Consider the following 24,802-nt stretch of genomic DNA (forward strand, 5'->3'; position numbering starts at 1 on the left):
CCGGCGCCCGATTGGGCTCGAGCCGGCCACCGCGCAGTTTACGCCTGCGAGGCTAGAGCCGAAACCGAACTGGTTATTCCAGACAACGAAAAAGCGGCGCGGAAAATTCCGCGCCGCTTCTTTCATGTAAGGAAAGGAGGATTAGCCGCGCTTGGCGTCGATGGAGTAGGCGCCGGCGCCTGATGAAGCCAGCAGCAGGAAGCCACCGGTGATGGCGAGGTTCTTGAGAAACTGGATCATCTGCATCTGGTCGGCCCAGCCGGTGTGCGCGACCAAACCGGTGGCGACGGTGAAGACAGCGAGAACCCAGGCAGCGATCCTGGTCTGGAAGCCGACCAGTACGGCGAGGCCGCCAAGCAGTTCGATCAGACCGACGATGACGGCCGTTGCCGTTGGCGCCGGCAAGCCGAGGCCGCCGAAATAGGCCGCTGTGCCGGAGATGGCGGTGAGCTTGCCGAAACCGGAAAGCAGGAAAATAACCGCGAGCAGGATGCGGCCAAGGAGGATGGTGACAGAGCTGTTGGACGCGGCGCCGGCGCCGGCGGCTGAAGTGTTGATGGACATGGTGGCTCTCCGAATGGGTTGAATGACCCAGAGATAGACGATGCCGACTGTTCACCAAAGCCGCCTATCCGGCGACACATTGTTCACAGCCTATACATTCCCGTGATCGGGCAGTAGGCGTGAAATTCGTGTCGAACGGCGCGGCGACGGGAGTAAATTCTCCCGCCGAAAACACCTTATCCCGGATGCGTCATGTCCTCCGGCCGCACCAGCCGGTCATAGTCAGCCTCGCTGACCAGGCCGGTGGCCAGCGCTTCCTCGCGCAGCGTGGTGCCCTTCTTGTGCGCCGTCTTGGCGATCTTGGCGGCGTTGTCGTAGCCGATGGTCGGGGCCAGCGCCGTCACCAGCATCAGCGAGCGGTCGAGGGCCGCCTTGATGTTGTCCTCGCGGGCCTCGATGCCGACGACGCAATTGTCGGTGAAGGAGACCGACGCGTCGGCGAGGAGCTGTACCGACTGCAGGAAGTTGTAGGCCATCAGCGGATTGTAGACATTGAGCTCGAAATGGCCCTGGCTGCCGGCGAAGGTCACCGCGGCGTTGTTGCCGAACACCTGCACGCAGACCTGTGTCATCGCTTCGCACTGCGTCGGGTTGACCTTGCCGGGCATGATCGAAGAGCCAGGCTCGTTCTCCGGCAGCGACAATTCGCCAAGCCCAGAGCGTGGGCCGGAACCGAGGAAGCGGATGTCGTTGGCGATCTTGAACAGTGCGGCGGCAGCCGCGTTGATGGCGCCGTGCGAGAACACCATGGAATCGTGGGCGGCAAGCGCCTCGAACTTGTTCGGCGCGGTGACGAAGGCGATGCCGGTGATGGCGGCGATGCGATCAGCCACCCGCTCGGCGAAGCCGACAGGCGCATTCAGGCCGGTGCCGACGGCGGTGCCGCCCTGCGCCAGTTCCTGCAGGCCGGGCAGCGTCATTTCGATGCGCTTGATCGAGGAGGCGACCTGCGCCGCATAGCCGGAAAATTCCTGGCCGAGGGTGAGGGGAGTGGCATCCTGCGTGTGCGTGCGGCCGATCTTGATGATGTGATTGAAGGCCTTGGCCTTGGCGTCCAGCGCCTTGTGCAGGTGCTTCAGCGCTGGCAGCAAATCGTGCACGATGCGCTCGGCGCAGGCAATGTGCATGGCCGTCGGATAGGTGTCGTTCGAAGACTGGCTCATATTGACGTGGTCGTTGGGATGCACTGGCTTCTTCGACCCCATCACGCCGCCAAGCATCTCGATCGCCCGGTTGGAGATCACCTCGTTGGCGTTCATGTTGGACTGGGTGCCGGAGCCGGTCTGCCAGACCACCAGCGGGAAATGGTCGTTGAGCTTGCCGTCGATGACCTCTTGCGCGGCCGCGATGATCGCCTTGCCGATCGCCGGATCAAGCCGCTTCAGCTCCATGTTGGCTTCCGCCGCGGCCCGCTTGACGATGCCGAGCGCGCGCACGATCGAAGCCGGCTGCTTTTCCCAGCCGATCTTGAAATTCCCCAGGGAGCGCTGCGCCTGTGCGCCCCAATAGCGGTCGGCTGCAACCTCGATGGGGCCGAACGTATCGGTTTCGGTTCTGGTCTTTGGCGTGCTCACGGCAAGTCTCCGGTCTGTCGATTTGGGCAACGGCGTATCGCGTTGCACAATGGCCTTCAAGCGGAGATTGCGGGTGGTGCGAATGCAAATCGGTTGAAGATGGGCGCTTCTCCTTTCTCCGTGTGGCCTCATCCCGCCGTATAGCCTCCATCCACCGGGAAGACCCCACCGCTGGTCCACCCAGCCTCGTCGCTGGCGAGATATACCGCCATCCCGGCAAGGTCCTCGGGCCGGCCGATGCGGCCCAGCGGATAGCTGCGTTCGACATAGGCAGCCAGTTCCGCCTTTGCCGCGGCTGGCAGGTTGTCGATGGTCTTGCGGCGCATGGCTGTGTCGACCGTGCCGGGCGCGATGGCGTTGACGCGGATGCCGCGCGGGCCGAGCTCGAAGGCAAGCGATTTGGTCAGCGAGTTCAACGCGCCCTTGGACAGGGAGTAGAGGCTGGACGGCCGCTTCGGGATCATCTTGTTGGCGAAATAGGAGGAGATGTTGATGACGGAGGCGCCAGCACCGAAATGCCGCAACAGTCCCTGGGTGAGGAAGAACGCGGCTGTCACATTGAGCGCGAAGGAGTGCTGGAATTGCGCCTCGCTGACGGTCTCGAATGGCATGAGATAGGCCACACCGGCATTGTTGACGAGAACGTCGAGCGGCCGGCCGGAAGCTTTCACGTGTTCGGCAACCGCTGCGATACCGGGGCTTGTGGCAAGGTCGGCCGACAATGTCTCCACGGTTCCGCCTGGGCCGGCCGCGGCCAGTTTGTCGCGCGCGGCTTCGAGCTTGTCGGCGTCGCGGCCGACGATCAGGACATCGGCGCCCTCGCGCAGGAACGCTTCGGCGATTGCCAGGCCGATTCCGTCCGAGCCGCCGGTCACCAGGGCACGCTTGTCTTGAAGCCTCATTTGGTGCTCCGAAGTTTTGGGTCAGGCCAGAGCACCGCATGGTCGCGGCCCGGGTCAAGCCGCGGGCCTATCCCACGGTATGAACTTCGTCAGGTGCCGATGCCGGGATTGTCTGCCCCTTGCATCCGCCGCGCCAACGGGATAGCCGCGTTGATTGAAACGGGCCGCGACGAGCGTCTTTTGAAAATGGCACCACTCAAGAACCGACCGAAAGCGCTTCCCGTGGCTGTCGACGTCGTCGAGGTTGGCAGGCGCTTTCTGCCTGGGCTCAATCGCGGCGAGATACACTGCCGTTTCGAAGGCGGGACGCTCAAGGTGCGCTCCCGCGCTGCCTGGCTTGAGCGGCACGTGCAGGTCCTGACCTTGATCGCCGAGGCATTGGCGTCCCTGGGCGTCCAAAGCCTGCCGCCCTTCTATATGCTGCTCGGCGATACGCCGTCGCGCAGAAGGCATCGTTATTTCCGCACACGCTTTGCCTTCTCCCAAGCCGACGGCTATGGCGAGGTGGCCGCGCCTGATTTCGTTTTCGATGGCTGGCCGGACGCGAAGTTCGACGATTACGACCAGAAGACGCGGGCGATGGCTGCCGCCTCGGAAGAGCCGCCGCGCGATGACAGATTGTTCTGGGCGGGACGCTGCATGAACCATGCTCGCCATGCGATAGTCGAGATTGCAAAGGCGCGGCCGGATCTGCTTGAGGCCTACGACACCGAGCCGAACTACAACACCAGCATCAATCGGTATTCCGCGACCTTCAAGACAATGGAAGACCAGGTCGCTACCTACAGGTACATGATCGATGTCGAGGGCGCGGGCTACAGTGGCCGCTTCAAGATGCTGCTCCACACCAAACGGGTCGTGCTGTTGCAGGATCGGCCGTGGCGCGAGTGGTTCTTCGACGATATCGAACCGTTTCGCCACTATGTCCCGGTGGCGCGCGACCTGTCCGATCTGGCCGAACGCATAGAATGGCTGCGCGCCAATCCGAAACTGGAGGCCGAGATAGCCGCGGAGGCGCAGGATTTCGCCAGGACCCGCCTGACACGGGCGGCAGCGGTGGCGGCATGGGCGAGGCTTCTGAAGGATCACGCCGCCGCCGGCGGCAATCTGAAATCCGGCCTTGAGCGGCGCAAGCGCGCGACCGGCTGGCCGCCCTGACGGCGCGCCCTTCGCTTGGCATGGAATTCCGGCCTGCCCAGAGGCCGGGCCGGCCTATGCGCTGACGGTCGCAGGCTGGTGCATGGCCAGCCGCGCGGCGACGAAATCCTTGACCTGGCGGATAGCCTGTTCGCGCGACACGCTGCCCGGCTCCAGGCCGAGCCGCAACCAAAGCCCGTCGATCAGCGCGGTGACGCCAAGCGCGATGTCGTCGGCAATTTTGGGCGAGGTGAGGCCGTGCAGACCGGACAACAGGTTCGAGCGCATGCGCGCGTGAAGCACCTTCTGGATACGCGCCAGCTTTTCGTCGCGCGGCACCTCGGCGCAGAGCGAAAGCCAGGCATGGCAAAGCGATGGCTGGAACAGATGCTCCTCGAAATTGCCATCGATCACCGCATCGAGGCGTTCCCTTGGCGTGCGCGCCTGGCGAAGCCGGGCGACCACAGCGTCGCGCAGCACGGCGTTGGCTTCCCGCATCGCATGTTCGAACAATTCCTGCTTGTTGCGGAAATAGTGCAGCACGATGCCCTTGGAGGCGCCGGCATGGGCGGCAACCTTTTCCAGGGTCGCGCCGGCAATGCCTTCGCGCTCCAGCACCGCGAAAGCGGCTTGCCGCAACTCTTTGCGGCGTATGTCACCGAGACGCTTGAGTTTCACGGGTTCGATCCAGGCATTGCGAATCCACGTTGACATCTTCGTCCGTCTAGATCAACTATTGACCAGCGGGACAATAAAAAGACCAGTTGGTCAATTGAGGACAAGAGGAGAACCGGAATGTTGCGCATCCTTGCAAATGGCGTGTGCCTTGCCGCTTTGGTGCTGGCGTCTCACGCGGCCCGGGCAGCAGAGGCAGAAGAGTGCAAGACGGTTCGCATGGCCGAGCCTGGCTGGAACGATCTCGCCTTCACCACAGGGGTGGCCAACGTCCTGCTGCAAGCGCTCGGCTATCAGTCGCAGAGCGAAGTGCTCGGCATCAACGTCATCTACGAGGGCATGAAAAACAGGGATCTCGACCTGTTCCTGGGTTACTGGGATCCCGCGATGGTCACCTATTACGAGCCCTACAAGAAGGACGGCTCGATCGAGAATGTCCGCGTCAATCTCGTCGGCGCCAAATACACCTTCGCCGTACCGACTTATGTCTGGGAGGCCGGGGTCAAGGATGTTTCCGACCTGCACAAATTCGCCGACAAGTTCGGCAAGAAAATGTACGGCATCGAACCCGGATCCAATCAATTGATGATGGACGCCATTGCCGATCCGGCCTTCGGCCTTGACGGCTGGCACGTGGTCGAGTTCGAGCGAAGCGGGCATGCTCTCGGAGGTCGGCTATGAGATCAAGGAGAAGCAGTTCATCGTCTTTCAGGGCTGGGCTCCGCATCCGATGAACACCATGTACGATTTCAAATATCTGACTGGTGGTGACAAGTTCTTTGGCCCGAATTTCGGTGCCGCGACGGTGACGACGCAGGTGCGCAAGGGCTATCTGCAGCAATGTCCCAACGTCGCGCAGTTCCTGAAAAATCTCGCCTTCGACATCGATTTCGAGAATGTCGGCATGGGCTACCTGATCAATGACGGCATGAAGCCGGAGGACGGCGCACTGAAGGCGATCACGCTGAACAAGGACCGCCTCGACACCTGGCTCGCCGGCGTCACCACCTTCGACGGCAAGCCCGGCCTTGCCGCGGTCAAGGAGAAGCTCGGGCTGTGACGGCGATCGCGCTGGAAGCGGTCTCTGATGCCTGGGCGGAGCAGGACGGCTGGGCCGACCGCAAGCAATTCGTCAATCCCGGCGGCCTCGAGATCGCCTATGTCGAGATATCGGGCGCCGAGCCGGCGCTGGTTCTGGTGCATGGCTTCACCGACACCAGCCGCAGCTTTTCGCTGCTGGCGCCGCACCTGGCCGGCCGCCGGCTGATCATGCCCGACCTGCGCGGCCACGGTGCGTCGCCAGCGGGCAAGGGTTGCGGCATTACCGACTTCGCCGATGATATTGCCGGGCTGATCCGGCATCTCCAACTCGATCGGCCTGTTGTCGTTGGCCATTCGCTGGGCGCCATGGTGGCCATCGCTCTGGCTGCACGATACGCCGAGCTCCTAGGGGGGCTAGTGCTCATGGCAGGCACGCTGAAGCCCGATTTCGCACACGACCATCCACTCGTTACGGGTGTCCAGGCCCTATGTGACCCGATATCGCCAGCCGACCCGTTCTATGACTGGTGGCATGCCTGCCGGCCCGATGTGCCCCAGCCGTTTTTAGCCGGCCTGGCGAAAGACGCATCGGCGATGCCCGTGGCGCGCTGGCGCGCCATTCTGGAAGAGATATGCCCGGCCGACCTGACCAGTGGGGCACAGGCCGTGCGGACCCCAACGCTGATCATCGCCGGCGCGTGCGACCCGCTGTTCGGCAAGGCGCACCAGGAGGCGCTGTTGCGCAGCCTGGCGGGGGCGAGACTCGTGCGTGCCGAAACGTGTGGCCACAACCCGCATTGGGAGGATCCGGCCTTCGTCGCCGGGGCCATCATCGAGGCATTGGGAGCCTAGAGGCTCAGCCCGACCAACGATCGCGAAGTAGGCGACAGCCGCAAAGTCTCCGTTGGCTTGGTCAGGTCGAGCTCAGCTGCCTGCCAAAAGGCCCGCCAGTTCGGCGACGCGGCCAGGACGGCTTCATGGCGGGCATGCGCCTCGGCGTCGAAGCCGGTAACGGAAATAAAGACGTTTTCGCTCGCCCGCACGGGCAGGCGCGGGAAGCTGTTTTCGGCATGCTCCGTGGTAAAAGCGGCGAGGAGGCGGACGCCGGAGGCGTTCATCATGGGTACCGCCTCGGCCTTGAAGCGACTGGCGAAGTCGGTCTCCACGCCTGGCCGCAGATGATGAATCCGGATGACAACAATGCCAGCCAGCGGTTTGTTTTGAATTGGCTTTTCGCCCGTGGCCCAGGCGGCGCGCTGCGTGCCCGAGAGGTCGAACCCGGCGCCCGGCCATGCCGGCTTCAGCAGCAACACGTCGTCGGAATCGATCATCGTCGCATTGGCCACGTCACGGTGCGCGGCCCAGACCGGCCCGCCATAAAAGGTGGCCAGGGCCTCCTTGCGGGTGTCCATGCTTTCGAAACCGCGCAGCCAGACGAACATGTCGGCACGGTCCAGGTCGCGAAACTGGCCGATGATGACCATGCCAGTCGCCTCCTGGCTCTCGATGAACTCCCGGTCGAAAAGGGCAATCAGCGTTTCACGCTGCCCTGGCTTCAATGTGTATTGCCTCAACTCGACGACGGGCGAGGCGAGCACCTTCATGGGAAGTTCGAGGCGCGGATTCATCGGGAGTCTCCAGAAACAGGGTGATCGTCCTGTTTATAAACAGACCGGTTGTCCTGTTTTGTCAACATGCTATTGTCCGGTAATGTCAGCAGAGATGACCACCCGATCGGGCGTACGGCCTGGAAAACGCGTCAACGACCCAGAGGGGATGCGCAGGAAAGTTCTCGATGTGGCCGAGGTCGCGTTTCAGGCACGCGGCTATCACGCTTCCAGCCTGGGCGACCTGATGGCGGCGGCAGGGGTCAGCGGCGGCGCGTTGCATCACCATTTCCCGACCAAAAAGGCGCTTGCCCTGGCTGTGATCGAGGAGCGCGTGGCGGCGGCGGTCGAGCAGACATGGATCGCGCCGGTCAAGACGGCGGCTTCGGCGCGCGACGGGGTGCGGACCGTGTTCGAGGCCGTGGCGGCGGAACTGGACCAGCAGGGTTTCGTGCGCGGCTGCCCGCTCAACAATCTGGCGCATGAACTGTCGCTTGCCGATCCCGATCTGCGCGCTGCCCTTGCCGGCATCTTTGCGGCATGGCGCCAGGCGATCGCCGACAAGGTCGGTGCCGACCAGCAGGAGGGCAGGGAGCAAGGTACCGATCCCCAGCATTTTGCCGCACTTGCCATCGCCACCTATTCCGGCGCCATGTCGATGGCCAAGACGGCGCAGGACGCCGGCCCGTTGCGCGACTGCCTCGCGGCTTTGGAGCGCGGCGCCTCCCAAGTCGCACCGTCTCGGGGCGAGAGGCGACGTCGCAGGGTGCTGCGGCGGCATGGCACCATCTAAGGCAAGTTGTCGCTTCGCGGCCGGTGCCGCGATAAACGCGGGCAGCCCGGTCCCTATTCGGCCAGCGGTTTGATCGTCTCGTAGCCGTTGACCAATTCCGCACTGGTCCCTTCATCATAGCGCCGGGCAAGAGCGGCTTGCAGGTCGGGTGAGTAGAGCGCGGTGAACGCATCGAGCGTCTCGCCACTCCCGTTCTTGAAGGTCTCCTTGATCGCCAGAACGTTGTACTTACAGTCGCCCAGGCTGAAGGTTTCCTTGCCCTTGACGACCAGGGTCAGCGTCCTGGTGGCCTTCGGCTGCTTGTCAGGCGACAGCTCGACGAACTCGATCGTGCTCTTGGCTCCCGTCTTCAGCGGAAACAGTTTTCGCAGGTCGGAAAACGGGATCATTGCCACCCGGCCGGTGGCGCTGTCGCGAAAAACCTCGATCAGGCCGGCAAACAGGAACTGCTTCTGCGGTGATTGCAACTCGTAAGTATTGGCGACGGAAATCATCCCGCCCGCCACTGGCCGAAATTCGCTTTGGATACCAGGCCTCGCCAGAATGAAGCCATTCTTGGCCGATTTCGCATCGACGCATGGACCGGCAAACGCAACACTTGCAGGCAGCAGAACCGCCAATGCCATGCCGACAAGCGCGCTCTTCATGACGCCCCCGTTCTTGAAAATACAAGCGCAGGTAGAAGTGGCAGACGTTGATTGCGATGTCGATGGTCAAGGCAGTGGCGATATTGCCGAAACTGGACGGACGGACATCGCTTGTGCTGAAATTCCGGCATGATGAATCGCCATTCCCCTGTTTTGCTTTCACGACGCGGCTTTCTGGTCCAGGCCGCCGGTTTTGCCGCGGCTGGCGCGCTTTCACGTCCGGCGTTCGGCCAGACTGGGCAGCGCATCCAGCCCATCGACGCCACCTTCCTGTTCATCGCCGATGTCCATGCCTGTCGCATGGCAAGCGGCCTGAGCCCCAACTGCCAGCAGGAAGGCAAGACCGACGCCGCGCTGCTGCGCAACGTCGCTGCACTGAATGCCATCGGCGACAAGGACTGGCCGGCCGAGATCAACGGTGTCGCCACCCGCTTGCGTTCAGCGGGCCGCCGGATCGGCATGCCGCTCGGCCTTGTCATCGGCGGTGACATCACCGACGATGGCGGCGGCCAGATCACCCAGCCGAGCGAGGGTACGCAGCTGCTTCAATTCAGCCAGCGCTACAGCCAAGGCGTCGGCCCGGATCGCGTCCACATGCCGGTCTATGTCGGGCTCGGCAACCACGATCTCGACCAGAACGGCCCGCCGCACCATGTCGACTGGTACCGACGCGAACTGCGTGACTATGTTGAAGTCAACCATCGTGCCGGCGTGTTCTTCAAGCCGCCCGTGCCGGCCACCGACTACGATGTCGAGACCGACTGCTATTCATGGGATTGGGGCGGCCTGCATCTCGTCCAGACACATCGCTTCGCCGGCGATACCGGCCATGGCGCCGATAGCAGCCTGCCATGGCTCAAGCAGGATCTGGCGACCTATGCGGCGGATGGCCGTCCCGTCATCCTGTTCCAGCATTATGGCTGGGACACATTTTCGACGGAGCGGTGGGATCCCTCCAAGCGGACCTATGACGATGACGGCGCCGGTGCGCCGCACTGGTGGGGCGAGGCCGACAGGCAGGCGCTGGTGGTGGCGCTGAAGGGTTACAATGTCATTGCCATCTTCCACGGTCATCAGCACGAAACCTCGCTGATCTACCGTCGCGACGGGCTGGACCTGTTCAAGCCGAAGGCTGCCTATATGGGAGGGTTCGCTCTGGCCAGGGTAACCAGCGATGGCATGGACGTGGTGCTGGGCGAGGCGACCGACGACCACGGCGAGATCGCTTTCACCAACGCTTTCAGCAAGGGCTGGAGCACATGAAAAAGGCGGCATCGGGCAGCCGCCTTTTCCGATCTTCCTGATGCGGAATCAGAACGCCTTCCTGACCTTGTCCTTCACATCGCCATAGGCCTTCTGCACCTTGCCCGCGACCTTGTCGGCCATGCCTTCGGCCTGGGTCTGCCGGTTGCCGGTGGCCTTGCCGGCTGCTTGCTTGATCGAGCCCTTGACCTGCTTGGCCACGCCGGCGACCTGATCCTTGTTCACCATTTCGCATCTCCTGGGATTTCGGGATTTTCACTCGCGATAGGCAAACGGGCCAGCCTTGCTTACGTTCCGCAGGCCTGAAGGGTGCCCCCAGACAACTGGTTGCCTCTGCCGAGGCAATGCGGCTAGGTTCTGCGCGGGATCAGCCTACGGCCCGCCGGGGGAGTTCTATGCGTTTTCTGTCTCGCCTTGCCTTGGCGGTCGCTGTCTCCCTGCTGACGGCAGGTTGCATCGCCGACGATGTCGGACCGATCAACGTCCTGACATCCGAAGCAGGACACCCTTCACCGACCTTCATCCCCGATCCGGGCGACGATGGTTCGACCGTGGTCGGCCTCGCCTTTTCAGGCGGGGGCACCAGGGCGGCAGCCTTCTCCTATGGCGTGCTGCAGGCCCTGGACGACATCGTCATCGACGAGCGACCGTACCGCCGCACGCTGGTCGACGACATCAGGATGATTTCCGGAGCGTCTGGCGGCGCCATCGCGGCGGCCTATTTCGGCTACAAGGGCAAGGACGGCTACCAGGATTTTCGCCAGCGCTTCCTGATCCAGGACGCGGAAGCCGATCTCAGGACGTCGGTGTCGCCGCTCAATCTCGTGCGCGCCTATTATGGCGGCGTCAATGACCGCAGCGGCTTCGCCAAATGGCTGAACGACCATCTTTTCGACGGCGCGACTTTCGAGGCATTCCGCAGGCCGGACCGCCCGATCGTCTGGGTCAACGCGTCGGATATCTACAACCGTACGCCGTTCATGTTCACCTACGACACCTTCGCGGCCCTGTGCAGCGACCTTGACAAGGTGCGGCTGGCCGATGCGGTTGCCGCCTCCGCCGCCGTGCCCATCGTCTTCGCCCCGATCGTGGTCGCCGCGACCAAGCCGGATTGCGGCTACCGCAAGCCATTGTGGCTGAGCCGGGCGCTTGCCGACCGCAACGCCTCGCTTAGGCTGAAGGCCTACGCCAGCGCGCTCGATTCCTACCAGAACGCCGATCCGCTCGATTATGTGAAGCTGCTCGACGGCGGTTTGACCGACAATATCGGCGTAACCGGCTTTTCGCTTGAGCGCTCGGCCGCCGGCACGCCCTACGGGCCGCTGTCGCCTTCGGCAGCCGTTCGCCTGACGACGCTGATCTTCATCGTCGCCGATGCGGGCAGCAACAGGGATGTGAGTTGGGCGAAAACACTCCATGGGCCAAAGGCCTCGGAATTGCTCGACGCCGTGACCAGCACCACGCTTTCTTCCTCGGTGCGTGACGAATTCGATGCCCTGACCCTGGCCGTCTCGCAGTGGAAGCAGGAGTTGGTGCGCTACCGCTGCGCTTTGCCGGCCCCGACGGTGGCCGCCTATCGAGGCTCGACGGGCGGCTGGAATTGCCGCGACGTCCGGCTCGTGGTGCAGCACCTGTCTTTCGCCGATCTCGATCCGGCGGTGCAAATTAGGCTCAACGCCATACCGACCCGGCTGAAGCTGCCGGTCGAGCAGGTCGACCTCACCATAGAAGCCGGACGTGAGGCGCTGCGCGTCAATGCCGATATTGCCAGCGCGGTCGCCGCGATCCGCGCCCGCGCCGGTGTTTCGCCGGGGGCGCAATTGGCTGCACAGGCAAACTGAATTCATCACGGGTGAACGCAGCAAAGCGGCCGAAACGCTTGGCTGCCATTGCGCCGCGTGGCTGGAGCAGTTCATCGTTTCACGGAAACGTCGAACTGCTCCAACTCTTTGTTTGGATGCAACCCCCAAGGGAAAGCGCTCGCGCTTTTCCCGGGAAAACCGCTACACACCTTTCGTGGGATTGCTCTAGTGTGACGAAAATTTGGGGAAATCGCCTTGGCTGAATTCACGCTCTACATCGGCAACAAATGCTTCTCCTCTTGGTCGCTCAGGCCATGGCTGGCGATGAAGCATCTGGAGATCCCGTTCGAGGAGAGCTTCGTGCGCCTGCGGACGCCCGAGACCTTTGCCAATCTTGCCAAGGTGTCGCCGACCGGACTGGTCCCCGTCTTGGATCATAAGCCGTTGCAGGGCGGGGGCAGGATCGTCTGGGAAACCCTTGCCATTCTTGAATATCTTGCCGACCTGTTTCCGGACAGAGGGCTCTGGCCCGATGATGTCGGCGCCCGTGCCTTGGCCCGCTCGGTGGCCACCGAAATGCATTCCGGCTTTCGCGAGGTCCGCTATGGCTGGCCGATGAATCTACGCCGGCCCAAGGGCCACAAGCCGCTCGACGCCGAAGGGGAAGTGCAGCGTGCTCGCATCGAGGCCATCTGGCGCGCGTGTCGCGAAAAATACGGCAAGGACGGCCCCTTCCTGTTCGGCCATTTCACCGCGGCCGATGCCATGTACGCGCCGGTCGTCACCCGCTTCGACACCTATGGCGGCGAACTCGCGCCCGACACCAGGGCCTATGTCGACGCCGTGCTGGCTACGCCGGCGATGTGGCACTGGTACGCGGAAGCGGCAAAGGAGCCCTGGCCGGAGCCGGGACCGGACGAATAGGTCAATCGAGGCGGAACACCGATGGTCGATTGACGGGGTTTTGGAGAAGGATCGATGGCCAGCAACGACGGACCGCCCACGGTGCCATTGATCTTTCACTGCCGGCTGATCCCGCCTCGACCGGATTTCGCCTTCACCATGACCGAGGAAGAAAGGGAACTGATGGGGCGGCATGCCGACTACCTGCGTCGCAAGCTTCGCGAGGGTACCATGATCGTGGCTGGGCCGGTCGCCGACCCGGCCGGTCCCTGGGGCCTACTGGTCCTGCGTGTCGGGAGCGAAGCCGAGGCGAGGGCCGTGATCGATGACGATCCGGTGTCGCGTTCCGGCCGCGGTTTCCACTACGAGATCCTGCCGCTGATCAGCGCCATTATATAGCAAGGCTCGCGGCCCGGCTTCGGCCTCCTGGCACATGCAAGAACGCCTCTCGCACCGATTGTCGTGCGGGAGGCGTCCTTTTGTCAGCTTTCCGAGATTGCTCTCTAAATTGCTGACACCGTTGAAATGCGTCGGCATGGGGTTGGTTCCGGGCGTCGCGCGTTTTTGTGGGGACCTTGTCTTTCGGCCGCCTCGCCAGTTGAGGTCTCATGCCTGAGCAATTCTAGGTTGAATTCAGGTCGATGGAAAACCAGAAATTGACTCGGTGATAAAAGAAGCCTACAAGAAACATGTCGATATTTGTTTGACTGACTTTTGTTATCCGCGCATGCATGCGCGTCTTTGACGAACTTCCCCATCAAAAATCGAGACAAAAATCGTTGTGCATTCGCACCGCGATTAACGAATATTTGCCATGGAAAGGGTTCGTTTATGAGCACCGGCACAGTTAAATGGTTCAACGCCACCAAAGGTTTTGGTTTTATTCAGCCTGACGACGGCTCGGCCGACGTTTTCGTCCACATCTCGGCCGTAGAGCGCGCCGGCATGCGCGACATCGTCGAGGGCCAGAAGCTCGGCTACGAGATGGTCCGCGACAACAAGTCGGGCAAGATGTCCGCCGACCAGTTGAAGGCGGCCTGAAGAAAGAATTCAGCCCTCCCGGTGACCACGGATGTACTGGCACCGGTGAAGGGCGAATTCGGGCGCATGGCCTGGAAACCTGAGTTTCCAAGGCACATCATGCGCATGGAAGGAGTGTTCCTGTGCATCCATCTGGATGTCCGGTGCTCCTAGGGAGGTCAGGCGGTGCCTGGCCTTTTTCATTTTACGCTTGTTGCCGCCGAAAATGCGCTGCGCGTCGGGCTGAACGTGCTAAGGAACGCCTCAGCAATTTGAATCCGCTGCCCCAATGCCGTGTTGCTTCGTGCAAGGTCCTGACCGAAGAGCCGGTCTCGTCCTATCGGCACCAGGCTCCTGACAGGAGAAAGATTTTGACCGCCCATTCGAAGGCCGCCGATCCCGCGGTGTCGCTGTTCAGCAGGACGCAAACCCAGTCAATGTCGCTCAACCGCATCATGTCCGAGCGCGATGCCGTAAGCGAGGCGCGTGAAGCCAAGACCGCCCGTTTGCGCGAGCTGCGACTGGAAAAGGAAGCCGACGAGATGGCGGCGGCGGCGGCACTCGCGGTGCAGCCGAAACGAGCCGGAAAACGCTGATGGCCACCAAGCGCGTACCCCCGACGCCGATCGCCGCCGATGCGACCATTGCCGACATGGTCGAAACCCTGGACAAGCCGGTCGAATACGTCCGGCGCGTGCTGGAAAAACTCGAACGCTGCAAGCGCGCCCACGGCGATGCCCAGGTGCGCGTTGGCGTGCGCGGCCGTGCCGAAGCCCCGAACTACCTGATCGAATATGTCCGCGAGGACAAAAAGACCCAGGAGCAGGTGACCTACCAGGATGCCGCCTATAGCGGCAGCACGCATCGCGAACTGGCGCCGCATCACATCGCGGAAGCCAGGAACTGGTCGCCCGAGGAAATGAACATCACGGCGGTTTCGGCGCTGATCGGCCGCTTGCGCAATCCGCGCGCACCATCATCGCGTTTCGCCGACGAGGACTGACATGGCCATTAAATTCTCCGCCAAGGATCAGCCGGCAACGCCGGCTCCCGCTGCAAAGCCGGCCAAGCCAGTTGCCGCGAAGGCCGGCGAAGCTGCCGACGCCGCGACCGATCTGTTCAAGTCGCCCGTTGAAGCGCCGGCGCGCAAGACAGGCAAGAAGAAATAGCGCCTTGCCGCAGGACGCCGATCGCAATTCTGCCACGCCAGGGCTGCTCGCCCTGGTTCCTGCTGCAAGCCTTTCGTCGCCGCAACGCGACACCGCTTCTGCCTTCGACTGTCAGAGCTGTGGCGCGTGTTGTTCCTATTCAGCCGAATGGCCGCGCTTCTCGACCGAGGATGACGCGCAGCTCGACCGCATCCCTGAGAAATACGTAGCGGCCGACCTGTCGGGCATGCGCTGCGAGGGCGTGCGCTGTTCGGCCTTGTCGGGCGAAATCGGCAAGTTGACCGCATGCGGCATCTACGAATTGCGTCCGGATGTCTGTCGCGCCTGCATGCCCGGCGACTCGGAATGCCTGATGGCGCGCCGGGCGATCGGATTGCCGGTGTAGCTACCGATCTCACCCGAATGGGGATTGCGCAAATCGCCTCCGCTTGTGCGGCGCCCGCTGGCCCGGTACCTTCCTGGCCGGGCAGGGCCGTGGAGGAACCATCGTGAGCATCGAATTCCTGTTGACGTCGCTGATCGTCGTGGCTTCGCCCGGCACGGGCGTTCTCTACACGCTGAGCGCCGGACTTTCGCGCGGCGCGCGAGCCTCGATCATTGCGGCCTTTGGCTGCACGCTGGGCATCATCCCGCACATGGCGGCCGCCATCACCGGGCTTGCGGCACTGCTGCACACCAGCGCGGTTGCTTTCGAGACGTTGAAATATATCGGCGTAGCCTATCTCATCTACATGGCCTGGAACACGCTGAAGGAGAAGGGCGGCCTCAGCGTCGAGGACAATGTCGCGCCGCGCTCGGCCGGCAAGGTGATCGCCACCGGCATCCTCGTCAACGTGCTCAATCCGAAACTGTCGATCTTCTTCTTCGCCTTCCTGCCGCAATTCGTCAGCACCACCGAGCCCAATGCGCTGTCGAAGATGCTGGAACTCAGCTCCGTCTTCATGCTTTTGACCTTCGTGGTTTTCGTCGGCTACGGCATCTTCGCCGCCTCGATCCGCAGTCATGTCGTGTCGCGGCCGATGGTGCTGACATGGATGCGCAGGACGTTCGCGGGCGCCTTTGTCATGCTCGGCGCCAAGCTGGCACTTGCCGATCGGTAGCTCCACGCCCTTGTTTCGATGCGTGTCGCTCTCTCAAAACCGAGATCGCTTATGGGCGAACTGCATCAGGCACCCTGATTTGGGAAGCAAGCCTTGGCGCTGAGGTTGGGGCCATTCGCCAGCGAAGTCAGGAAGGCCGGCAGCACGGTCGCGAACGTGTAGGAGACCTGGACGCTCGAAAAGCCGGACAGGCCCGAGCAGGTGGTGTTGTTGCTGACGGTGATGTTGGTCGTGCTCAGGACGATGCCGTCGGTTGCCGCCCTGTTGCTGATATAGCTGATGGCGCTGGCGGCGTTGTAGGCGCCGTTCTGTGTGCATCCGCTCTGCAGCACGCCGACGCAACGCGCCCCCGCGGCGGCGATTTCATTCAGCACGTGCTGCGCCCAGTACATGCGACCGAACTCGAACGTGCCCATCAACACCATCAGCAACGGCACCGACAGCAGCGCGAACTCGACGGCATTGGCGCCGGATCTGTCGCGCAGGAACGACCGGCAACGGCTCATTGCGGCTGCACCACCGAGTTGACGGTGATATTGCCGTTGGTGACGATGCCAAAGCCGCCGAAAAGCGGCGTGTAGGGCTTGCTGGCCGCGATCGTCACGAATTTTCCGGCGATCCCGCCGGCACTGCAGATGCTGGCGCATGCGACCGGGACGCTCCAGGCGACGGTCCCGGAATTGCCCGGGCAGTAGCAGAGGTCCGCATTCGCTGCCGTGCCGCTCTGGGTCGCCTTGGACGTGCTGGCGTCATACGCAATCGTCGGGCCGTTGTTGATGACGACCTGAATGTTGCCGGCATTGCCGCTCAGGCCGCTCGTCACCACCGTGGCGATGTTGCCGGCCAGTGCGCTGCCGCCGGAGGAGTTGACCTTGTCGCCATTGAGCAGCGCATAGTTCGAACCGGCCGAGACCGCCGAGCTCAGTTCGAACTTGGCCTTCAGCGAGCCGCCTATGTCGACGGTTCCGGCGAGGATGACGAGCAGCACCGGAGTGACGAGCGCGAACTCGACCGCCGACACGCCTGCTTTCTGACGACGAAGGAAGTCCATGAATGAACGAGCCCTGCCGGCGGGCAGGCCGAGGCCGAGGCGTGACGGATTTCTCATTGCACGAGGCTCACCTTGCTGCTGGCGCCGGTGCTCGGGGCGGCGATGCATTCCGAAGCGGCCGCGGTGCCGCCCGATAGCGTGATGCGCGAGCCGATCATCTGCAGGCACTTGGTCGAGTCGGTTTTCGATCCCAGCACGCTCGAGCCGCCATTCATCACGATCGGGCCATAGGGAAAGTAGAATGCACCTGATATCTGGGCGTTGGAGCCGCCTTCGGCGAATGTCGCGCCGCCGGTGTTTGTGGTCGCCGTCGGACCGATAACCGCCAGCTTCGCCGTTGCTCCCGATTGCGGTGCGGTGAGCACGATGTTGCTGTAGCCGGCGGCGACGCAGAAGACATAGCCGTTGCAACTTCCCGAACTGGACTTGGCCTTGCCTGACAGCACAAGCGTCACATTGGCACCGCTGACGCTGATCGTGCTGCCGTTGCAGTTGGCGCTGCCGCCGCCATTGCCGCCAAGCGCGAAATAGCCGTCCACGGTATAGACGCCGGCGCCGAGCAGGATGGCGCCCGAGCCGATGAAGTTGCCTGAGATGTCGTGCTGTGCCGCGGCGCTGACGACAAAGCAGCTGCCGCCGCCGCCGCCATTCACATTGCCGACGACCTGGAAGACGCTGCTCGCGCCGGTCGCATCGGCCATGATGGTCGTGGACCCGCCGCCGATCGTGATGGCATCGCCGTTGCTGCCGGGGCCGATCTTGTAGGAATTGGTCGTGCCCGAGCCGAAGGTGAGTGTCGAGCCGCCGGTGTTGGTATAGCCGCCGGGCAGCTCGAAAACGCTCGGTCCGCCAAAGGTCAAGGTGGAGGTATTGCAGATGCTGACCTGCCCCGAGCCGCTGCAGGCGGTGTCGCTGCGGCCGATCTTGAAGGTGCCGGCTCCGAACGTCGTTGTGGCGCCGCCGCCGGTGGTCAAGCCTTTGGTGAAGTTGAAAGTGCCGGCGCCGAAGGTGGTAGTTCCGGCGGTGGTCACCTGCTTGCCGAACTTATAGGTACCGGCCTTGAAAGTGGTCGTTCCCGCCGTCGTCAGGGACTTGGCGAAATTGTAGATTCCGGGACCGAAACTCGTCGTGGCGCTGGTGGTGAAATCCCCGGCGAAATTGTAGGTGGTCGTTGCCGCGCCGTTCAGGGCGAAATTCAGGTTGATGCCGCCGCCAATAGTGACGGTCCCCAGATTGACGGTCGTCTTGTTGCCACAGCTGAACGTCCAGGTCGGCTGCGACCAGGACGCGGTACAGCCAGCGGCCACAGCTGCGTTCATTGTCGCGGTCTGGTCCCACGCGAAGTCGATGTTGGTGCCGGTCGTATTGGTTGGAGCGGAAGGGGCGGTCGTCGCCGACAATGCGGCCACGGTTGAAATGCGGGCCACGGCGGCGGCGACCGCGGCATTGCCGGCCAACGGGTCAGGGGTCGATTTCTTGGTGATCACCGCAGCCGCTCCGTTTGGGCCGGTGATGCCGTTGCAGGGCTGGCTTGGAGCCGCGGCGGAATTGTAGTTGACGCCGATCGCCGAAATGCTGGTGCCGCAAGGGACGGTCACGGTGTTGTTGGAAGAGACGGTGCATTTCGGCGCCGAGATCGAGGTGCCGCCGCTCAGCGTCACGCCGGTCTGCGTACCGTCGAGCGCGAGCATGCATCCGGGGGTCTGTGGTTGCGCGCCAACCTCGGCCACCGAATTGGCGTAGATCTGCAACTGCTGGCGATCGTTCAGGACGCGTGCCAGGAACAGGGTCCTGTAAGTGTTGATCGAAACCGAAACGGCCTTGACGCCGGTTGTCTTGGGGGAGGCAACCAGGCTGACCTGGACATTGGCGGCGGTGACGCCGTTAAGCACCGCGACGCCGACAGCTGTGGCAGTCATCTGGTCGGTGGACTTGTTGGCATTGTAGGCGAGCGCGCCAGCATAGGCCGAAAGGTCGGCAACGCGCTGATTGTCGGCCTGCTGGACCAGCGCGGCGCCATATTCGGTTACCAGGGCGGCCATGCCGATCAGGACCGGCATCACCAGTGCCGAGATGATCAGGATGTTGCCGTCGCGGTTCCGCAAAAATCGCTGGAAAAATTGCATCGATGATTACCCGACACCACACGCTCGAGCAATTTCGTCTGCTCTCCCTCTTTAGTAATCGCGAATGTGTTAAAAAATATTGTCTGACAGTTTTTTCTGGATCACGGAGAATTGATTTAAGTATATGATTTTGTTTACGAAAATGACCGAGGAATAGTCAGCCGTTCTCCTTGATGGCAGGGGCGCTCGCGCAAGGCGGCACATCTCCGCCGTCGCGCCATGCCACGAATTGTTGTGTCGCACGCCCGGTGCGGGGAGCGGCACGCCTTCGCCGGCCCGCTTCCCCGTATTTGTCGTCGCCCGGTTCTTGAGAAAGCCGCCAGGAAATCTCTGCGGAGTTGCGACGCTCTACCCCTTCACATAGCCCATCGCCTCGACGATCTGTCCGTCCGCGACGCGCATCAGGTTGACGCCACGCAGTGAGTTGCCGTCGGCCATCCAGTAGCGCCAGCGGATGGTTGCGCGGTCGCCGGCCACGAAAGTCTCTTCGATGTCGAAGCGCGTGTCCGGCCCGGTGGCGATCGCCGACCACAGTTCGACGCAGGCGGCCTTGCCGGCGCGCCGGGTGCCGTCCGGCGCCGGCGTGGTGTTCTCGATCACGCAGTCCTCCGCCACCAGTTCGTGGAGCGCGGACGGATCGTGGCGCTGGAACACGTCGTTATAACGCTGCATGATTTCCGCCGTTTCACTGGAGCGCTTTGCGGTGGCGATGTCGATGATGACTTCCCTGGTCATTGAATGGGTTCCTTCTTTCCGTGGTCAATGGCGGCGTCGATGAGGTCGGCCTTCAGCGTGATCGTGGTGACGCCGGCCAACGCCCGTGAGACGAGGCAGCCCGCCTTGGCCGATTGCGCCAGCCGCTCGAAGTCTTCAGCCGCCAGGCCGGCGACGCTTGCCTGCGTCTTCAGTTCGATACGGGTGATGGTCGGGCCGGCTGTCGTGGCGCCGAGATGCACCCGTGCGGTCGTGTGGATGCTGCCGGGCGTATGGCCTTCGCTGCCGAGGGCGGCGGCAAGCGCCATCGAGAAGCAGCCGGCGTGCGCGGCCGCGATCAGTTCCTCCGGATTGGTGCCCGGACCGTTGTCGAAACGTGAGGGGAAGGAATAGGCGCCCTCGAACACGCCGCTGCCCAGCCGCAGCCGCCCGGCTCCTTCCTTGAGCGTGCCCTGCCATTGGGCGGATGCTTCGCGGATTGTCATGGCTGATACTCCTCTCTGGTTTGGGGAATGCTGCGGTCACGCGCCGTCGATGACGACCTTGCCGAAGACGTCGCCCTGCCGGAAATGGCGGTAAGCTTCGCGCGCATCGGTGAACGGGAAGATCCTGTCGATGATCGGCTTCAGCCGATGCGTGGCGACGGCGGCAAGCATCGTTTCCAGCCCGTCGCGGCTGCCCACGAACACGCGGCCGATGGTGGCAAGGCTGCGTTGGTAGACGGCGGCTGGAATCTCCACCGATCTGCCTTTCTGGTCCTGCACGGTAAGCAGCACGATCCGCCCGTAGAGAGCGCTGGCGATCAGCGATTGACCAAAGGTCGCCGGGCCGCCGGTCTCGACGACCAGATCGATCCCGCCGGTCTGCTCGCGTAGTTTCATGCCCCATTGCGGCGCGTCGGCGGTGGCGATGACGAGGTCGGCGCCGAGCGCGCGGAGCCTGTCGGCCTTCTCGGTGCGCGAGGTGATAGCGGCGACACGGCAGCCCATGAGTTTGGCGAACTGCAAGGCAAACAGCGCGACACCGCCCGAGCCGATGGTCAGAACCCATTGTCCAGGCCTTGGAGCCTCCGCGCCTGTCAACGCGCTCCAGGCCGTCAGCCCGGCACAGGTGAGTGTCGCTGCCTCATGCCAGGAGAGATGCTCCGGCAGGCGGACCGCCCATTGCTCGTCGAGCAGGGCATATTCGCTCAGCATACCGTCCAGCGTGCAGCCGAGCTGGTCGACCACGCCCGGATGCATGCGGCCATCGACCCAGCGCGCGAAATAGCTGCCGGTGACACGATCGCCGACAGCAAAACGCGTCACGCCGTCACCGATGGCAAAGACTTCGCCGGCGCCGTCACTCAGCGGCACGATGCCCAGGCGAGGCGGCAGCGGGTAGGTGCCGTTAAGGATCATGGTGTCGCGGCGGTTGAGCGAGGCAGCGCGCACCCGCACGAGAATCTGATGCGCCCCCGGCTGTGGCACCGCTTCCTCCCGCATCGCCAGCCTGTCGATGCCGTCACCCCGTTCTTCAAGCCTGTAGCTGCGCATTGTTCTCTCTGGAATATGTAGACCGATTTACATATTATGTAGACCGATTGTCATATTCGACGCAAGACCTATAATGCGTGCTCCTGACAGAGGTTGACATGGCAACGGATACACGCACCCGGATGATCGAGGCGACGGCGCTGCTTTTGCGGCGGCGCGGCTATCACGGCACGTCGCTGAACGACATTTTGAGTGCCAGCGCGGCACCCCGAGGCTCGCTCTATTTCCATTTCCCGGGCGGCAAGGACCAGCTGGTCGTAGAGGTGACTCGCGCCAGCGTGGCCGAGGTGACGGAGCGGCTGGGCGCGCAACTGGCTGCGGAAAATGATCCGGCGGTCGCTGTCCACCATATCTATCAGTCCGTGGCCCGGATGCTGGAGGACAATGAGTTTTCGCTCGGCTGCCCGATCGCGCCGGTCGTGCTCGACGCGCCCAATGACGTGCCGGACCTTGCGGAAATCTGCCGCTCCGCCTTCGAGCAGTGGATAGGCCTGCTACGACAGGCATTCGTCAGGGCAGGGGTGGCCGAACGCCGCGCGCAGGCGCTGGCGCTGCTGGTCGAATCCTCGCTGGAGGGCCTGATGGTGATTGCCCGCGCCACCCACGACCGCGCACCGCTCAATGCCGTGGCCGACGAGGTGGCTGCGCTGATCGAGCAGGCGGTGCTTGCCGGCAAGGTGGCGCGGCAAGCAGAGACCGCAGCATAAGAGAGCTATTGCCGGCCAGGCCAACCGCACAACAAAAAGGGCGGCATCGCTGCCGCCCTTTTCGCATGCATAAGCCAGGTAGGCTGGATTAGAAGTCCATGCCGCCACTCAAGCCCGCTTGCGGGCTTGAGCAATCCTAGTTCATGGGCGTGCTTTATGGACTTCTTAGAAGTCCATGCCGCCACTCAAGCCCGCTTGCGGGCTTGAGCAATCCTAGTTCATGGGCGTGCTTTATGGACTTCTTAGAAGTCCATGCCGCCACTCAAGCCCGCTTGCGGGCTTGAGCAATCCTAGTTCATGGGCGTGCTTTATGGACTTCTTAGAAGTCCATGCCGCCCATGCCGCCCATGCCGCCGCCGCCCATGCCGCCAGGCATGCCGCCGCCAGCCAACTCCTTCTTCGGAGCCTCCGCGATCATGGCTTCGGTGGTGACGAGCAGGCCGGCGACCGAAGCAGCGTCCTGGAGAGCGGTGCGTACGACCTTGACCGGGTCGACGATGCCCATGGCGATCATGTCGCCATACTCGCCCGACTGGGCGTTGTAGCCGAAGGTAGCGCCCTTGTTCTCAAGGATCTTGCCGGCAACGATCGAAGCTTCCGCACCGGCGTTCGAGGCGATCTGGCGGGCAGGAGCCTGCAGCGCGCGACGCACGATGTTGATGCCAGCAGCCTGGTCGGCATTGGCGCCGGTAGCCTTGATGTTGGCCGAAGCGCGCAGCAGGGCCACGCCACCACCGGCGACGATGCCTTCTTCCACGGCCGCGCGGGTCGCGTTCAGGGCGTCATCAACGCGGTCCTTCTTTTCCTTGACTTCGACTTCCGTCGCACCGCCGACGCGGATCACCGCAACGCCGCCCGCCAGCTTGGCGAGACGTTCCTGCAGCTTCTCCTTGTCATAGTCCGAGGTGGTCTCTTCGATCTGCTGCTTGATCTGGGCAACGCGGCCCTGGATCTCGGCCTTCTTGCCGGCGCCGTCCACGATGGTGGTGTTCTCCTTCGAGATCGACACCTTCTTGGCGCGGCCGAGCATGTTGAGGCCGACATTCTCGAGCTTGATGCCGAGGTCTTCCGAGATGACCTGGCCACCGGTGAGGATGGCGATGTCTTCCAGCATGGCCTTGCGGCGATCACCGAAGCCCGGCGCCTTGACGGCGGCGATCTTCAGGCCGCCACGCAGCTTGTTGACGACGAGCGTGGCCAGAGCCTCGCCTTCGACGTCTTCCGAGATGATGAGCAGCGGCTTCGAGGTCTGCACGACGGCTTCGAGAACCGGCAGCATGGCCTGCAGATTGGAGAGCTTCTTCTCGTGGAGCAGGATGTAGGCGTCCTCGAGATCGGCAACCATCTTGTCGGCGTTGGTGACGAAGTAGGGCGAGAGATAGCCGCGGTCGAACTGCATGCCTTCGACGACTTCGAGTTCGGTCTCGGCGGTCTTGGCTTCCTCGACGGTGATGACACCTTCGTTGCCGACCTTCTGCATCGCTTCCGCGATCATCTTGCCGACCGACTCGTCGCCATTGGCCGAGATCGTGCCGACCTGGGCAACTTCCTCGGAGGTCTTGATCTTCTTGGCAGCCTTGCCAAGAGCCGCGACGACTTCGGTGACGGCGAGATCAATGCCGCGCTTCAGGTCCATCGGGTTCATGCCGGCGGCAACCGCCTTGTGGCCTTCCTGGACGATCGACTGCGCCAGAACGGTCGCGGTCGTGGTGCCGTCGCCGGCGATGTCGTTGGTCTTCGAAGCAACTTCGCGGACCATCTGCGCGCCCATGTTCTCGAACTTGTCTTCAAGCTCGATTTCCTTGGCGACGGTGACGCCGTCCTTGGTGATGCGCGGGGCGCCGAACGACTTGTCGATGACGACGTTGCGGCCCTTGGGGCCGAGGGTCACCTTCACCGCGTCGGCGAGGATGTTGACGCCGCGCAGCATGCGCTCGCGGGCATCACGGGAGAATTTTACGTCTTTAGCAGCCATTTTGAGCTCCTGGCAGGGGCTTGGGGTAAGCCCGAATTCAGTTGACGGTGAGGCCGATAATCAGCCGATGATGCCCATGATGTCGGATTCCTTCATGATCAGAAGGTCTTCGCCATTGAGCTTGACTTCGGTGCCCGACCACTTGCCGAACAGGATGCGGTCGCCAGCCTTGACGTCCAGCGGGACCAGCTTGCCAGCTTCGTCACGAGCGCCGGAGCCTACAGCGATGATCTCGCCTTCCTGCGGCTTTTCCTTCGCCGTATCCGGGATGATGATCCCGCCGGCGGTCTTGGATTCGGATTCGACCCGGCGAACGACCACACGGTCATGAAGCGGGCGGAACTTCGACTTTGCCATTTTTTCTTCCTCGAATGAGAACGGTGAGAAACAGTTCCTCCGTCCGGCGAAGCCGGACAACCTACAACGCCCGGCGGCGCCGGAGCTGTGGTTAGCACTCACCAATGGCGAGTGCTAACGTGGCGCTGAAATAGGCCGCC

30 protein-coding genes and 1 pseudogene are annotated in these 24,802 nt (G+C 63.0%); 16 read left to right on the top strand and 15 right to left on the bottom strand.

Translation table 11 applies throughout. The features are described 5' to 3' along the window. Nucleotides 1–141: 141 nt before the first annotated feature. The 3 genes from AC1VON_RS17165 to AC1VON_RS17175 form a co-directional block, all read right to left on the bottom strand. Complete coding sequence (locus AC1VON_RS17165) at nt 142–564, bottom strand: DoxX family protein (RefSeq protein ID WP_172351085.1); 423 nt, start codon at nt 562–564, stop codon at nt 142–144. 176 nt (nt 565–740) lie between these two features. Further along, nucleotides 741–2,138: a class II fumarate hydratase gene (gene fumC / locus AC1VON_RS17170; protein ID WP_172351084.1), complete on the bottom strand. Its 1,398-nt coding sequence runs from the start codon at nt 2,136–2,138 to the stop codon at nt 741–743. Between the two features lie 128 nt (nt 2,139–2,266). Further along, nucleotides 2,267–3,040, bottom strand: a complete 774-nt coding sequence (locus tag AC1VON_RS17175; protein ID WP_483124290.1) for an SDR family NAD(P)-dependent oxidoreductase — start codon at nt 3,038–3,040, stop codon at nt 2,267–2,269. 186 nt (nt 3,041–3,226) lie between these two features. On the opposite strand from AC1VON_RS17175, the gene AC1VON_RS17180 reads away from it, so the two are divergent. Beyond that, complete coding sequence (locus AC1VON_RS17180; RefSeq protein WP_483124291.1) at nt 3,227–4,198, top strand: glycosyl transferase family 90; 972 nt, start codon at nt 3,227–3,229, stop codon at nt 4,196–4,198. A 54-nt stretch (nt 4,199–4,252) separates the two neighbouring features. Here the strand turns inward: AC1VON_RS17180 and betI are convergent, their stop codons facing one another. Continuing rightward, nucleotides 4,253–4,891 (bottom strand): choline-binding transcriptional repressor BetI, encoded by a 639-nt coding sequence (gene betI, locus AC1VON_RS17185; RefSeq protein ID WP_172351081.1) that lies wholly within the window; start codon nt 4,889–4,891, stop codon nt 4,253–4,255. An 81-nt stretch (nt 4,892–4,972) separates the two neighbouring features. Between betI and choX the strand changes: the two are divergent. Together choX and AC1VON_RS17195 are read left to right on the top strand one after the other, a co-directional pair. Further along, nucleotides 4,973–5,912: pseudogene (choX, locus tag AC1VON_RS17190) on the top strand (choline ABC transporter substrate-binding protein). After that, nucleotides 5,909–6,745: an alpha/beta fold hydrolase gene (locus tag AC1VON_RS17195; RefSeq protein ID WP_483124292.1), complete on the top strand. Its 837-nt coding sequence runs from the start codon at nt 5,909–5,911 to the stop codon at nt 6,743–6,745. The pseudogene choX and the gene AC1VON_RS17195 overlap by 4 nt, the downstream one beginning before the upstream one ends. On the opposite strand, the gene AC1VON_RS17200 is transcribed toward AC1VON_RS17195, so the two are convergent. After that, nucleotides 6,742–7,521: an NIPSNAP family protein gene (locus AC1VON_RS17200; RefSeq protein WP_483124293.1), complete on the bottom strand. Its 780-nt coding sequence runs from the start codon at nt 7,519–7,521 to the stop codon at nt 6,742–6,744. The genes AC1VON_RS17195 and AC1VON_RS17200 overlap by 4 nt on opposite strands. Nucleotides 7,522–7,669: 148 nt before the next feature. Here AC1VON_RS17200 and AC1VON_RS17205 point away from each other — a divergent pair, with 148 nt between their 5' ends. Further along, nucleotides 7,670–8,293 carry a TetR/AcrR family transcriptional regulator gene (locus AC1VON_RS17205; RefSeq protein ID WP_483124294.1) on the top strand — a complete coding sequence of 208 codons (624 nt, stop codon included), beginning with the start codon at nt 7,670–7,672 and terminating at the stop codon, nt 8,291–8,293. Nucleotides 8,294–8,346: 53 nt separating this feature from the next. Here the strand turns inward: AC1VON_RS17205 and AC1VON_RS17210 are convergent, their stop codons facing one another. Next, complete coding sequence (locus AC1VON_RS17210) at nt 8,347–8,787, bottom strand: hypothetical protein (RefSeq protein WP_483124295.1); 441 nt, start codon at nt 8,785–8,787, stop codon at nt 8,347–8,349. A 61-nt stretch (nt 8,788–8,848) separates the two neighbouring features. On the opposite strand from AC1VON_RS17210, the gene AC1VON_RS17215 reads away from it, so the two are divergent. Continuing rightward, entirely contained in the window at nt 8,849–9,073 is a 225-nt protein-coding gene (locus AC1VON_RS17215; protein WP_483124296.1) for a hypothetical protein, read from the top strand. Further along, the gene (locus tag AC1VON_RS17220; RefSeq protein ID WP_483124297.1) at nt 9,070–10,203 is read left to right on the top strand and encodes a metallophosphoesterase; all 1,134 of its coding nucleotides are present in this window, start codon (nt 9,070–9,072) and stop codon (nt 10,201–10,203) included. The genes AC1VON_RS17215 and AC1VON_RS17220 overlap by 4 nt, the downstream gene beginning before the upstream one ends. Before the next feature lie 48 nt (nt 10,204–10,251). On the opposite strand, the gene AC1VON_RS17225 is transcribed toward AC1VON_RS17220, so the two are convergent. Beyond that, nucleotides 10,252–10,431 (bottom strand): CsbD family protein, encoded by a 180-nt coding sequence (locus AC1VON_RS17225; protein WP_483124298.1) that lies wholly within the window; start codon nt 10,429–10,431, stop codon nt 10,252–10,254. A 167-nt stretch (nt 10,432–10,598) separates the two neighbouring features. Between AC1VON_RS17225 and AC1VON_RS17230 the strand changes: the two genes are divergently transcribed. From AC1VON_RS17230 to AC1VON_RS17270, 9 genes are all read left to right on the top strand, one after another. After that, the gene (locus AC1VON_RS17230; RefSeq protein ID WP_172351074.1) at nt 10,599–12,044 is read left to right on the top strand and encodes a patatin-like phospholipase family protein; all 1,446 of its coding nucleotides are present in this window, start codon (nt 10,599–10,601) and stop codon (nt 12,042–12,044) included. 216 nt (nt 12,045–12,260) lie between these two features. Beyond that, complete coding sequence (locus AC1VON_RS17235) at nt 12,261–12,929, top strand: glutathione S-transferase family protein (RefSeq protein WP_483124299.1); 669 nt, start codon at nt 12,261–12,263, stop codon at nt 12,927–12,929. 54 nt (nt 12,930–12,983) lie between these two features. Continuing rightward, nucleotides 12,984–13,307 (top strand): YciI family protein, encoded by a 324-nt coding sequence (locus AC1VON_RS17240; protein WP_483124300.1) that lies wholly within the window; start codon nt 12,984–12,986, stop codon nt 13,305–13,307. Nucleotides 13,308–13,739: 432 nt separating this feature from the next. Beyond that, nucleotides 13,740–13,949 carry a cold-shock protein gene (locus AC1VON_RS17245; RefSeq protein WP_010915421.1) on the top strand — a complete coding sequence of 70 codons (210 nt, stop codon included), beginning with the start codon at nt 13,740–13,742 and terminating at the stop codon, nt 13,947–13,949. A gap of 350 nt (nt 13,950–14,299) precedes the next feature. Beyond that, nucleotides 14,300–14,524, top strand: coding sequence for a hypothetical protein (locus tag AC1VON_RS17250; RefSeq protein ID WP_483126341.1), 225 nt, complete (start codon nt 14,300–14,302; stop codon nt 14,522–14,524). Next, nucleotides 14,524–14,931: a hypothetical protein gene (locus AC1VON_RS17255; protein ID WP_172351070.1), complete on the top strand. Its 408-nt coding sequence runs from the start codon at nt 14,524–14,526 to the stop codon at nt 14,929–14,931. The genes AC1VON_RS17250 and AC1VON_RS17255 overlap by 1 nt, the downstream gene beginning before the upstream one ends. 1 nt (nt 14,932) lies before the next feature. Then, nucleotides 14,933–15,097, top strand: coding sequence for a hypothetical protein (locus tag AC1VON_RS17260; protein WP_172351069.1), 165 nt, complete (start codon nt 14,933–14,935; stop codon nt 15,095–15,097). 4 nt (nt 15,098–15,101) lie between these two features. Further along, nucleotides 15,102–15,482, top strand: a complete 381-nt coding sequence (locus AC1VON_RS17265; RefSeq protein WP_483124301.1) for a YkgJ family cysteine cluster protein — start codon at nt 15,102–15,104, stop codon at nt 15,480–15,482. 103 nt (nt 15,483–15,585) lie between these two features. Beyond that, nucleotides 15,586–16,197, top strand: a complete 612-nt coding sequence (locus AC1VON_RS17270) for a LysE family translocator (protein ID WP_464611202.1) — start codon at nt 15,586–15,588, stop codon at nt 16,195–16,197. A 65-nt stretch (nt 16,198–16,262) separates the two neighbouring features. Here the strand turns inward: AC1VON_RS17270 and AC1VON_RS17275 are convergent, their stop codons facing one another. The 6 genes from AC1VON_RS17275 to AC1VON_RS17300 form a co-directional block, all read right to left on the bottom strand. Further along, on the bottom strand, nt 16,263–16,703 hold the full coding sequence (locus AC1VON_RS17275) for a TadE/TadG family type IV pilus assembly protein (protein ID WP_140768207.1): 441 nt from the start codon (nt 16,701–16,703) through the stop codon (nt 16,263–16,265). Then, the gene (locus tag AC1VON_RS17280; protein WP_483124302.1) at nt 16,700–17,248 is read right to left on the bottom strand and encodes a TadE/TadG family type IV pilus assembly protein; all 549 of its coding nucleotides are present in this window, start codon (nt 17,246–17,248) and stop codon (nt 16,700–16,702) included. Before AC1VON_RS17280 ends, AC1VON_RS17275 begins: the two co-directional genes overlap by 4 nt. A 53-nt stretch (nt 17,249–17,301) precedes the next feature. Next, nucleotides 17,302–19,374 (bottom strand): TadE/TadG family type IV pilus assembly protein, encoded by a 2,073-nt coding sequence (locus AC1VON_RS17285; RefSeq protein WP_483124303.1) that lies wholly within the window; start codon nt 19,372–19,374, stop codon nt 17,302–17,304. Nucleotides 19,375–19,722: 348 nt separating this feature from the next. Further along, nucleotides 19,723–20,109: a nuclear transport factor 2 family protein gene (locus tag AC1VON_RS17290; RefSeq protein ID WP_172351065.1), complete on the bottom strand. Its 387-nt coding sequence runs from the start codon at nt 20,107–20,109 to the stop codon at nt 19,723–19,725. Then, nucleotides 20,106–20,573, bottom strand: coding sequence for an OsmC family protein (locus AC1VON_RS17295; RefSeq protein ID WP_483124304.1), 468 nt, complete (start codon nt 20,571–20,573; stop codon nt 20,106–20,108). The genes AC1VON_RS17290 and AC1VON_RS17295 overlap by 4 nt, the downstream gene beginning before the upstream one ends. A gap of 36 nt (nt 20,574–20,609) precedes the next feature. After that, nucleotides 20,610–21,623 carry a zinc-dependent alcohol dehydrogenase family protein gene (locus tag AC1VON_RS17300; protein WP_483124305.1) on the bottom strand — a complete coding sequence of 338 codons (1,014 nt, stop codon included), beginning with the start codon at nt 21,621–21,623 and terminating at the stop codon, nt 20,610–20,612. 98 nt (nt 21,624–21,721) lie between these two features. On the opposite strand from AC1VON_RS17300, the gene AC1VON_RS17305 reads away from it, so the two are divergent. Beyond that, entirely contained in the window at nt 21,722–22,330 is a 609-nt protein-coding gene (locus AC1VON_RS17305; protein ID WP_172351062.1) for a TetR/AcrR family transcriptional regulator, read from the top strand. Nucleotides 22,331–22,649: 319 nt separating this feature from the next. Here the strand turns inward: AC1VON_RS17305 and groL are convergent, their stop codons facing one another. Both groL and groES read right to left on the bottom strand, forming a co-directional pair. Beyond that, nucleotides 22,650–24,305, bottom strand: coding sequence for a chaperonin GroEL (gene groL, locus AC1VON_RS17310; protein ID WP_483124306.1), 1,656 nt, complete (start codon nt 24,303–24,305; stop codon nt 22,650–22,652). A gap of 60 nt (nt 24,306–24,365) precedes the next feature. Beyond that, on the bottom strand, nt 24,366–24,662 hold the full coding sequence (gene groES / locus AC1VON_RS17315) for a co-chaperone GroES (RefSeq protein ID WP_006203049.1): 297 nt from the start codon (nt 24,660–24,662) through the stop codon (nt 24,366–24,368). Nucleotides 24,663–24,802: the final 140 nt, after the last annotated feature.

It is taken from the genome of Mesorhizobium sp. HAY1-8B, from assembly GCF_056868045.1.